The sequence below is a fragment of the Microbacterium sp. P2_F9 genome (genome assembly GCF_056403635.1).
Window position 1 is genome coordinate 1 of record NZ_JBFUFC010000134.1, and the last position, 10,432, is coordinate 10,432.

A 10,432-nucleotide genomic window follows, 5' to 3' on the forward strand; every position below is an offset into this window, starting at 1 on the left:
GTCAGGGTGAGCTTTGCGCCCGCCCCGTGGATGCGCTTCTTCAGCGGCGGCAGTCCGACCTCGTCCGGCGCGGCGCCGCGCGCGATCTTCACGAGAGGCTCCATCAGGGTGAGGCCCTCGAATGCGTCGCGCGCGTAGCGCACCTCGCCGTCGAACTGCCCGGCCAGGTCGTCCTCGACGTACGCACGGGTGAGCGCGGCACCGCCGAGGATCACCGGCCAGCGCTTGGCAAGGCCGCGCGACTGCAGCTCCTGCAGGTTCTCCTTCATCACGACCGTGGACTTCACGAGCAGGCCCGACATGCCGATCACATCCGCGTTGTGCTCCTCGGCGGCGGCGATGATGTCGGCGATCGGCTGCTTGATGCCGAGGTTCACCACGTCGTAGCCGTTGTTCGTGAGGATGATGTCGACGAGGTTCTTGCCGATGTCGTGCACGTCGCCTCGTACGGTCGCGAGGATGATCTTCCCCTTGCCCGAGGCATCCGATTTCTCCATGTTCGGCTCGAGCAGCGCGACGGCGGTCTTCATCGTCTCGGCGGACTGGAGCACGAACGGCAGCTGCATCTCGCCCGACCCGAATCGCTCGCCGACGATCTTCATGCCTTCGAGCAGGTGGTCGTTGATGATCGAGAGCGCGCTGAGGCCGCCGGCGCGCGCGAGGTCGAGGTCAGCCTCGAGTCCCTTGGACGCGCCGTCGATGATGCGTCGCTCGAGGCGCTCGCCGACCGGCAGCGCGGCGAGCTCGGCCGCGCGCTGATCGCGGACGGCCGCGGTGTCGACACCGGCGAACAGGTCGAGCATGCGGGCGAGCGGATCGTAGGTCGTGTTCCCCTCGGCATCGAACTCGCGCCGGTCCCACACCAGGTCGAGCGCGACCTGRCGCTGCTCCTCCGAGATCGAAGCGAGCGGCACGATCTTGGACGCGTCGATGATGCCCGAGTCGAGGCCGGCCTCGACTGCCTCATGCAGGAACACCGAGTTCAGCACGCTTCGTGCAGGAGGGTTCAAGCCGAACGAGACGTTCGAGACGCCGAGGGTCGTGTGGATGCCTGGGTACTTCTGGTTGAGGCGGCGGATCGCGTCGATCGTCTCGATCGCGTCGCGCCGCGTCTCCTCCTGGCCTGTGGCGATCGGGAAGGTGAGGCAGTCGACGACGATGTCCTCGACCTTCATGCCCCACTCATCGACGAGGGTGTCGACCAGGCGCGATGCGATGCGGATCTTGTCGTCGCCGGTGCGCGCCTGCCCCTGCTCGTCGATCGTGAGCGCGATCACGGCCGTGCCGTGCTCCTTGACGAGCGGCATGATGCGTCCGAACCGGCTGGTCGCGGCATCCCCGTCTTCGAAATTGACGGAGTTGATGACGGGTCGTCCGCCGATGAGCTCGAGCCCGGCACGGATGACGGCGGGCTCGGTCGAGTCGATCACCAGGGGCAGCGTCGACGCGCTGGCGAAGCGCGACACGACTTCGCGCATGTCCGCGACGCCATCGCGACCGACGTAGTCGACGCACACGTCGAGGAGGTGCGCGCCGACGCGGATCTGGTGGCGCGCGATCTCGACGCACTCGTCCCAGTTCTCGGCGAGCATCGCCTCGCGGAACGCCTTCGACCCGTTCGCGTTCGTGCGCTCCCCGATCGCGAGATAGGACGCGTCCTGCTCGAACGGCACGTGCTGATACAGACTGGCGACGCCCGCCTCGACCTCGACGACGCGGTCGGCACGCCTCGTCTCGCCCGCGGCCTCGGCCGACACTCGCAGCGGGCGCAGCCGGTCGACGACAGCGGCCAGGTGCTCGGGGGTCGTGCCGCAGCATCCGCCGATCAGCCCCAGCCCGAATTCGCGGACGAACTGCTCATGTGCGGTCGCGAGCTCGGTCGGGCTCAGCGGGTAGTGCGCTCCGTCGGCAGTGAGCACGGGAAGGCCCGCGTTCGGCATGCAGGCCACCGGCACTGTCGAGTGCTTGGAGAGATGGCGCAGGTGCTCGCTCATCTCCGTGGGGCCGGTCGCGCAGTTGAGCCCGATCGCGTCGACGCCGAGCGGTTCGAGCGCGGTCAGCGCAGCGCCGATCTCGCTCCCCATGAGCATGGTGCCGGTCGTCTCGACGGTCACCTCGACGAAGATCGGCAGACGGATGCCGCGGCTCACGATCGCCTGCTTGCAGCCGTTGACGGCCGCCTTGGTCTGGAGCAGATCCTGCGACGTCTCGATGAGGAACGCGTCGGCGCCGCCGTCGATGAGACCCTCGGCCTGCTCCGCGAACGTCTGCTTGAGGTGCTCGTAGGTGGTGTGCCCGAGGCTGGGGAGTTTCGTGCCCGGACCCATCGAACCCAGGACCCACCGCATCCGTCCGTCGCCGGCTTCTGCAGTATCGACCCGTTCGCGCGCGATCCGGGCGCCCGCTTCAGCGAGCTCGGCGATGCGATCGTCGATGCCGTAGTCGCCGAGGTTCGACCAGTTCGCGCCGAACGTATTCGACTCGACGGCATCGATGCCGACCGCGAGGTACTCGTCGTGGATCGCGCCGATCATGTCGGGGCGGCTGATGTTGAGGATCTCATTGCAACCCTCGAGCTGCTGGTAGTCCTCGAGCGTCGGGTCGTGACGCTGGAGCATCGTGCCCATCGCGCCATCGGCGATCACGACGCGCGTGCGCACCGCGTCGAGCAGCGCCTGGGAGCGCTCGGGGCGGGGAACGCCGTCGATGTCGAGGGCGAATCGGGGCTGAGGGGTATCGCCGGTCACCAGCGCGAGTCTAATCGGGCGAGCGCGTGACGGCGCCGTGGTTACGGAGGCGCCGCCGGATGCCTGTCGTACCAGCACCCGCTGTGCGATGATCGCGCCATGGCAACGGATCCTTCTCCCCGACCGAGCTGGCGGGCGCGCCTGCGGCGTGTGTTCTTCGGCAAGCCGCTCACGCACGAGCAGATGACGGGGATGGGGTCAGCCGATGCGGCCTCGCGAGGTGTGGACCCGGTGGCACTCGCCGCCCAGACCGCGCATCACAACGCGCGCTTCCAAAGCCCCAGCATGTAACGCCCGGTCAGGACCCGTTCTTGGCGTCGCGCCAGCGCAGCCAGGAGCGCACGAGGTCGTAGTCGTAGTCGGGGCCCGGAAACGCGAGGGTGAAGATGCGCGTGCCGGCGTCGTACAGCGCATCGGCGACGTCTTCGCCACGGCGATGAAGCTCGTTCGAGATGACGAGCGTCGCGGTGTCGCGCTCCTCTTTCTCCGCCCACTGCTCGATCACGCTGAGCTTGTGCGCCACTTCCTCAGCGGGCACGAAGCTGTGCCAGATGTCGGCGTGCCGCGCGACCAGCCGGAGCGTCTTCTGCTCGCCCTTGCCGCCGATCATGATCGGGATGCGGCGGGTGGGCGGCGGGTTGAGCTTGTCCCACCGGGTCGTGATGCGCTCGAGGCCATCGGCGAGGTCGTTCAGGCGCGATCCCGGGGTGCCGAACTCGTACCCGTACTCGTCGTAATCGCGCTCGAACCAGCCGGCGCCGACGCCGAACAGGAATCGCCCGACGCCGTCACGCGCACTGATGTGGTCGAGGGTGCGGGCCATGTCGGCCTGCAGGTCGGCATTGCGATAGCTGTTGCAGTGGACGAGGCATCCGAATTCCACACGCTCCGTCTGCTCGGCCCACGCGCCGAGCATCGTCCACGCCTCGTAGTGCAGTCCGTCGGGATCGCCGGAGAGCGGGAAGAAGTGGTCCCAGTTGAAGAGAATGTCGACGCCGAGGTCTTCCAGCTGCAGCACCGCGTCGCGCAGCTGCGGGTAGGTGACGTGCTGGGGCTGCAGCTGCACGCCGAGGCGCACGGGAGTGTCGAGGAGCATGGGGCCAGCCTWTGGCGCCGGACGCAGCTCGGGCCCCGGACGTTTCGTCCGGGGCCCGAGGCCGTCAGCGGGCGCGACGCGCCTTCAGGAAGACGTCGATGATGCCCCAGATGGTGAACCCGACGATGCAGAACCCCGTGATGACAGCGATGATCGAGGCAACCTCGGCGGCATCGGAGGCGTCGGGGATGACCGCGGGGAAGAACGCCGGATTCAGCAGCCGGCCGTTCACGAGCAGGATCATCGCGGGGACGGCGATCGCCAGATCGAGGAGCGTCTTGGTCACGGCGAGGGGAATGGTCCAGCGGCCGACGAGGTACACGATCACGCCGAGGCCCGCCTCCACCGCCATGACGATCAGCAGCACCGCGATCCACCACGGCCACAGTCCGGGGTTGAGGACCGGAGGGAGATCGTCGATCCAGGCGAAGCCGAAGCCGATCGTCTGGTCCCAGACGAGAGCGGCGGCGCCGATCGCGAGGAACACGATGTTGGCGATCATGTCGACGAACCCCGCGCCCTGAGCGCGCGGCTCCGGCAGGTGGTCCACCGTCCAGACCGTCAGGGGCTTCGCGCCCGCGGACCCGCTGCGCTCGACCACGGCGAACACCAGCGTCGTCCAGAAGAACAGGTGCACGGTCGTGGTGAGCAGCACGACCCAGACCGTGCCGACGATCTCGCCGAACGGCTTGCCGGCGAGTGTGAGGCCGAGGGCGACGCCGAACGCTGCGAAGGGCAGGACGATCCACAGCAGAAGCTTCAGCAGCCGCCACCAGTCGAGATAGTACCGAGGCCCGATCAGGTGCAGCGGCCGGTCGGTGTAGCCCGCCGCCAGCTTGTCGGGGTCGCCGAGGTCGGTGAGYACGGCTCGCTCGGCCGCCTCCGGTGCATCGCCGCCTTCCACGCGGGCGTCGATCTGGTCGCCGATCGACGCGCGGAGCTCGGCCGACAGGTCGGGGCGCTGCTTCTCGGGGACGGTGCGCATCGCAGCGTCGACATAGCGGTCGGTGAGTGTCGAGGTCATGTCAGTCCTCCTGTCCAAGTGCGTCGATCGCACCCGCGATCGCGCGGAATTCATCGGTGAGTGCTGCGGCCAGGCGCGCGCCTGCCGTGCTGGTGCGGTAGAACTTGCGAGGCCGCGCCTCGTCGGTGTTCCACTCGCTCGTAAGGTGCCCCTGCTTCTCGAGTCGACGCAGCAGCGGGTAGAGGGTGTTGGCATCCGTGTCGAACCCGCGCGCGCCGAGCTGTTCGAGCAGCCCGTAGCCGTAGCCGGGCTGCTCGAGCAGCCGCAGGCACGCGAGCACGACGGTGCCGCGACGCAGCTCCTGGAGGTGCGTGTCGAGTGCTTCCGTCTCGCTCATGTCTCACACTGTACTGTGTATCACACACTATAGTCAATGACACATTGATGTTCTTGAGCGCGTTGCGCTCTTGCCCATCGATCGCCGCCGTGCAAGCCCCTGCCCGGCACGACCCGCCTCGGCGAGACTCGGGCGATGGTCTTCATCGGGTACCACGCCTCGCACGAGCAGCTCCCCCCGAGCGTCCTCCTCGATTCCGTCCGTCGCGCCGAAGCTGCCGGATTCGACGGCGCGATGTGCTCCGACCACTTCGCGCCGTGGGGAATCCGGCAGGGCGAGTCAGGATTCGCCTGGAGCTGGCTGGGTGCGGCGCTGGCCACGACATCCTTCTCGCTCGGCGTGGTGAACGCCCCCGGTCAGCGCTATCACCCGGCGATCGTCGCACAGGCGATCGCGACCCTCGGCGAGATGTTCCCCGGCCGATTCTGGGCGGCGCTGGGCAGCGGCGAGGCGATGAACGAGCACATCACCGGCGACCCCTGGCCGGCCAAGGACGACCGCGACCAGCGCCTGGCCGAGAGCGTCGACGTCATCCGCCGGCTCCTCGCCGGCGAGACCGTGACGCACGACGGTCTGGTCCGCGTCCACGACGCCAAGGTGTGGAGCCGCCCGGCGACACCCCCGCCGCTCTTCGGCGCCGCGGTCGGCGCCGAGACCGCGGCCTGGGTCGCCGCCTGGGCGGACGGACTCGCCACGGTCGCCCAGCCGCCCGCCGCTCTGGAACGGGTCGTCGCCGCCTATCGTGAGCACGGTGGACGCGGACCCGCGGTCCTGCAGCTGCATCTCTCGCTGGAGCGGACGGATGCCGAGGCCCTCGCCGTCGCGAAGGATCAATGGCGCAACGGCCTCGTGCCGCCGCATCAGGCCTGGGACATCGCCCGGCCCGAGGCCTTCGATGCGGCCGCCGGCGAGCCGACCGATGCCGAGATGCGCGACGCGGTGCTCGTCGCCCAGGACGCCGGCGAACTGGCCGAACGGATCGCAGAGCTCGTGCGATGCGGCTTCGGCCGCGTCTACCTGCATCACGTCGGCAAGGACCAGGAGGAGTTCCTGCGGCGCTGCGAGGATGAGCTCATCCCCCGGCTGAGGGAGGCCCTGTGAAGATCACCGACACGAGCGACCTCTGGTGGAAGACCGCGGTCGTCTACTGCCTCGACGTCGAGACCTTCTTCGACAGCGACGGCGACGGGGTGGGCGACCTCTCCGGGCTCGCGCAGCGGATCGACTACCTCGCCGACCTCGGGGTGACGTGCCTGTGGCTGATGCCGTTCTACCCGAGTCCAGACCGTGACGACGGCTACGACATCACCGACTTCTACGGGGTCGATCCGCGACTTGGCACGCATGGCGATCTCGTCGAACTGCTCCGCACCGCCAGCGATCGAGGCATCCGCGTCATCGTCGACCTCGTGGTCAACCACACCTCCGACAGGCACCCGTGGTTCGTCAATGCGCGGCGCGGCCGGAACGCGAAGTTCCGGGACTTCTACGTGTGGGTCGACAAGCCCCCCAAGAAGCAGGCGCAGACCGTGTTCCCTGGCGAGGAGTCGAGCGTGTGGGAGCTCGACAAGACCAGCGGGCAGTACTACCTGCACAGCTTCTACCGCTACCAGCCCGATCTGAACATCGCCAACCCGCACGTGCGCGACGAGATCGCCAAGGTGATCGGCTTCTGGCTCGAACTCGGCGTCTCGGGGTTCCGGGTTGACGCCGTGCCCTTCCTCATCGAGGCGCCGCCGGGCGTGGACATCGGCGACCCCCACGAGTATCTGCGCGATCTGCGCCGCTTCCTCRCGCGTCGCCGTGGCGATGCGGTTCTCCTGGGAKAGGTCAACCTGCCCTACGCCCATCAGGTGGAGTACTTCGGGGTGCACGGCGCCCAGGAGCTGACTCTGCAGTTCGACTTCAACTCGATGCAGGCGCTCTACCTCTCGCTGGCGCGATCGGATCCCGCGCCACTCATCCGCGCGCTCGAGGCCAGACCCGAGATCGCGCCGGAGTCGCAATACGCCAACTTCGTGCGCAATCACGATGAGCTGACCCTCGACAAGCTCACCGAGGCAGAGCGCAAGGAGGTTTTCGAGGCGTTCGCGCCGGACGAGCGGCAGCGCGTCTATGGACGCGGCATCACCCGTCGGATCCCGCCGATGCTCGGGGGCGATCCTCGTCGCATCCGCATGGTCTACAGCCTGCTGTTCACCCTGCCCGGCACCCCCGTGCTCTTCTACGGCGAGGAGATCGGGATGGGCGAGAACATCGAGATCCAGGGACGCCAGTCGGTGCGGACGCCCATGCAGTGGACCCGCGGCAAGAACGGCGGGTTCTCGTCCGCGCCGCCCGCACGGCTCGTCGCGTCGCCCCCTGCCGACGGCTACGCGCCGCAGCACGTCAACGTCGACGACCAGCTCGGCGACGACGACTCTCTGCTGCAGTTCGTCCAGCGGCTTGCGTCGCGCTACCGCTCCTCCGCCGAGCTCGGCTGGGGCCGGTTCGAGGTGCTCGAGCAGGATCAGCCCGCCGTCCTCGCGCACTCGCTCGCCGCCGACGTGGGGCGCTTCATCGCCCTGCACAACTTCGCGGACGTGCCGGTCACGACGACCATCACGCTGAGCGACGATCCGGATGCCGTGTCCCTGTCGGATCTGCTCGGCCCCGACCGGACCGCACTCGACGACCGCAAGAGCGTCGTGATCGAGCTGCCGCCCTATGGATACCGTTGGCTCCGCGTCGTGCGGCCCGGGGACGGGCGACTCTCCTGACCGCGGCGGGTGACACGCGACGAGCGACACCGCTGCCGAGGGGCATGATGGATCCGTGAGCACTGACGCCGCGGCATCCCTCCCCTCCCTCGACGACCTCCTCGGCACCGCGCGGGTGGTCGCGCTCCCGCTCGCGACGAGGTTCCGGGGAGTCGAGAACCGCGAGGCGGTGCTGTTCGAAGGCCCGGAAGGCTGGACGGAGTTCTCCCCCTTTCTCGAGTACGGCGACCGCGAAGCCGCGACCTGGCTGGCTGCGGCGATCGACTTCGGATGGATGCCGCAGCCTGCGCCGCTGCGCCGCGAGATTCCCGTCAACGCCACGGTGCCCGCAGTGGCCGCGGCATCCGTCCCCGAGGTGCTGGCGCGCTTCGACGGCTGCCGGACTGCGAAGGTGAAGGTCGCGGAGCCGGGGCAGAGCCTCGCCGACGACATCGCGCGCGTGCGCGCCGTGCGGGACGCGATGGGCGCGGAGGGACGGATCCGCGTCGACGCGAACGGCGCCTGGAATCTCGACGAGGCCGAGCACGCGGTGCACGCCCTGGCGGAGTTCGACCTGGAGTACATCGAGCAGCCGTGCGCCACGGTCGAGGAGCTCGCCGAGCTGCGCCGCCGGGTGAAGTATCTCGGCATTCCGATCGCGGCCGACGAGAGCGTGCGCAAGGCCGAGGATCCCCTCGCCGTCGCCCGCGCGGGCGCGGCCGACCTGCTCGTGATCAAGGCCCAGCCGCTGGGCGGGGTGCGCCGCGCGCTCGAGATCGTCGCGCAGGCGGGGCTCCCGGCGGTCGTCTCCAGCGCCCTGGACACGTCGGTCGGACTGGCGATGGGCGCGGCGCTGGCCGCCGCCCTGACCGACCTCGACTACGACTGCGGCCTTGGCACCGCCGCACTGTTCACCGCGGATGTCTCGGCGACCCCGCTCCTGCCGCGCGGCGGAATGCTCCCGGTCGGAAGGGTGACTCCCGACGTGGAGTCACTCGACGCGCGCGCCGCAACGCCGGAGCGGCAGCAGTGGTGGCTCGCCCGCCTCGAGCGGTGCCACGCGCTGCTCAGTGCGCCGGCGGCTCGATGATGAGCTGGGCGACGCGGCCGAGCTCGTCGTTGGTGCGGCGGCACATCTCGGCATAGTCGACACCGGCCATCGCCGCCCGCACCGAGGTGCCCTCCCAGATCGTGATCATGAGCCGAGCGGCTTCGACGGCGGAGACCCGCAGGCGCAGCGCGCGCACCCGGACGATGTCCTCGATGATCTGCGCGACGCTGCCGATCATCTCGGCCTCCTGGGCGAGGTAGGCCGCGGCGAGCTGCGGATCGCGCAGCGCGCGGATGCGGATCTCGCTCATGAGCAGGATGCCGAGCCGATCGTCCGCGGAGATATCGAGCACCTGCTGGATCATCGCCGACGCGTCGGTCGGCGCGGACCCGAGGTCGCCCTCGGTCTCGAGGTCGGCGACCCGCGCGCGGACCGCAGCGACGCGCTCCCCCGCGACCCGGCCGGCCAGTTCGAGGAACAGCTCGTCCTTCGAGTCGAAGTTCGAATAGAACGCGCCGCGTGTGAAACCGGCGCGCTCGCAGATCGCTTCTACGGATGCCGCATCCAGGCCGACCGCGGCGAAGACTTCGGCGGCGGCATCCAGCAGCCGTTGGCGCGTCAGATCGCGCCGGCGAGACGTGACGACATCGGTCACCGTCGCTCCTTTCGCTGGATTCACACCGCACGTTCAGGTTTGCGTTGAGATCCGAATCTACGATACATCTATGTATTGGATACACCGGCGTATCGAGACTGTACTCAACTGACCTTGCCGGACCACCGGCGCATCGCAATCTGTCGACCCGGAGGCTCCCGTGTCCACCATCCTCTATTCGCTCGGGCGTTGGTCGTACCGACACCCGTGGCGTGTGCTGGTCGCCTGGCTTCTGCTGCTCGGCATCGCGGGCGGCAGCGCCGCTCTGTTCATGAAGGGCACCGACAACTCCTTCTCGATCCCCGGCACCGAGTCCCAGGCCGGCATCCAGCAGCTCGGCCGGTCATTCCCGCAGGCGAGCGGCACCAGCGCACAGATCGTGATCGTCACGGCGGACGGCGACAGCGTGCACGACGAGCCGTACGCCTCGGCGATCGAAGACGCGGTCAGCTCTCTCGAAGACCTCGACGGGGTGCTCGCCGTCACCGATCCGTTCAACGAGATGGTGTCGGGACTGGTCTCGGACGACGGCGATGCCGCCATCATCCGCATGCAGTTCGAGGGCCAGGCCACCTCGGTCTCGCCCGAGACCAAAGCCGACCTCAAGGAGGTCGGCACCGACCTCGAGCAGGCGCTGCCCGAGGGCTCGCAGGTCGCCGTCGGCGGCGACCTCTTCTCGAACTCGCTGCCGACCATCTCGCTCATCGAGGCGGCCGGCGTGCTGATCGCCCTGTTCGTGCTCATCGTGACTTTCCGCTCGTTCCGGCTCGCCTGGTTCCCGCTC

Annotated in this window: 10 protein-coding genes; 5 read left to right on the forward strand and 5 right to left on the reverse strand. The window is 68.9% G+C overall.

From position 1 onward, the window contains the following. On the reverse strand, positions 1-2,747 hold a 2,747-nt coding region (gene metH, locus AC1DVT_RS13735; RefSeq protein ID WP_477389615.1), incomplete at its 3' end, for a methionine synthase. Between the two features lie 99 nt (positions 2,748-2,846). On the opposite strand from metH, the gene AC1DVT_RS13740 reads away from it, so the two are divergent. After that, on the forward strand, positions 2,847-3,038 hold the full coding sequence (locus AC1DVT_RS13740; RefSeq protein WP_477389616.1) for a hypothetical protein: 192 nt from the start codon (positions 2,847-2,849) through the stop codon (positions 3,036-3,038). 7 nt (positions 3,039-3,045) lie between these two features. Here AC1DVT_RS13740 and AC1DVT_RS13745 read toward each other — a convergent pair whose 3' ends face one another. From AC1DVT_RS13745 to AC1DVT_RS13755, 3 genes are all read right to left on the reverse strand, one after another. Continuing rightward, a complete protein-coding gene (locus AC1DVT_RS13745; RefSeq protein WP_477389617.1) occupies positions 3,046-3,843 on the reverse strand; it encodes an LLM class F420-dependent oxidoreductase in 798 nt (265 codons plus the stop codon). A gap of 64 nt (positions 3,844-3,907) precedes the next feature. Next, a complete protein-coding gene (locus tag AC1DVT_RS13750) occupies positions 3,908-4,867 on the reverse strand; it encodes a permease prefix domain 1-containing protein (protein ID WP_477389618.1) in 960 nt (319 codons plus the stop codon). Position 4,868: 1 nt separating this feature from the next. Then, positions 4,869-5,204 carry a PadR family transcriptional regulator gene (locus tag AC1DVT_RS13755; RefSeq protein ID WP_457099011.1) on the reverse strand — a complete coding sequence of 112 codons (336 nt, stop codon included), beginning with the start codon at positions 5,202-5,204 and terminating at the stop codon, positions 4,869-4,871. Positions 5,205-5,339: 135 nt separating this feature from the next. Between AC1DVT_RS13755 and AC1DVT_RS13760 the strand changes: the two genes are divergently transcribed. Genes AC1DVT_RS13760 through AC1DVT_RS13770 form a run of 3 tightly spaced genes read left to right on the forward strand, consistent with a single transcriptional unit; the run spans position 5,340 to position 9,032 of the window. After that, positions 5,340-6,305, forward strand: a complete 966-nt coding sequence (locus tag AC1DVT_RS13760; protein WP_477389619.1) for a TIGR03885 family FMN-dependent LLM class oxidoreductase — start codon at positions 5,340-5,342, stop codon at positions 6,303-6,305. After that, positions 6,302-7,963 carry an alpha-amylase family protein gene (locus tag AC1DVT_RS13765; RefSeq protein WP_477389620.1) on the forward strand — a complete coding sequence of 554 codons (1,662 nt, stop codon included), beginning with the start codon at positions 6,302-6,304 and terminating at the stop codon, positions 7,961-7,963. Before AC1DVT_RS13760 ends, AC1DVT_RS13765 begins: the two co-directional genes overlap by 4 nt. A gap of 55 nt (positions 7,964-8,018) precedes the next feature. Beyond that, positions 8,019-9,032 carry an o-succinylbenzoate synthase gene (locus AC1DVT_RS13770; RefSeq protein WP_477389621.1) on the forward strand — a complete coding sequence of 338 codons (1,014 nt, stop codon included), beginning with the start codon at positions 8,019-8,021 and terminating at the stop codon, positions 9,030-9,032. On the opposite strand, the gene AC1DVT_RS13775 is transcribed toward AC1DVT_RS13770, so the two are convergent. Then, entirely contained in the window at positions 9,010-9,648 is a 639-nt protein-coding gene (locus tag AC1DVT_RS13775; RefSeq protein ID WP_477389622.1) for a TetR/AcrR family transcriptional regulator, read from the reverse strand. The two genes, AC1DVT_RS13770 and AC1DVT_RS13775, sit on opposite strands and share 23 nt — an antisense overlap. A 160-nt stretch (positions 9,649-9,808) precedes the next feature. On the opposite strand from AC1DVT_RS13775, the gene AC1DVT_RS13780 reads away from it, so the two are divergent. Further along, the coding region (locus tag AC1DVT_RS13780) for an MMPL family transporter (RefSeq protein ID WP_477389623.1) at positions 9,809-10,432 on the forward strand (624 nt) is incomplete at its 3' end.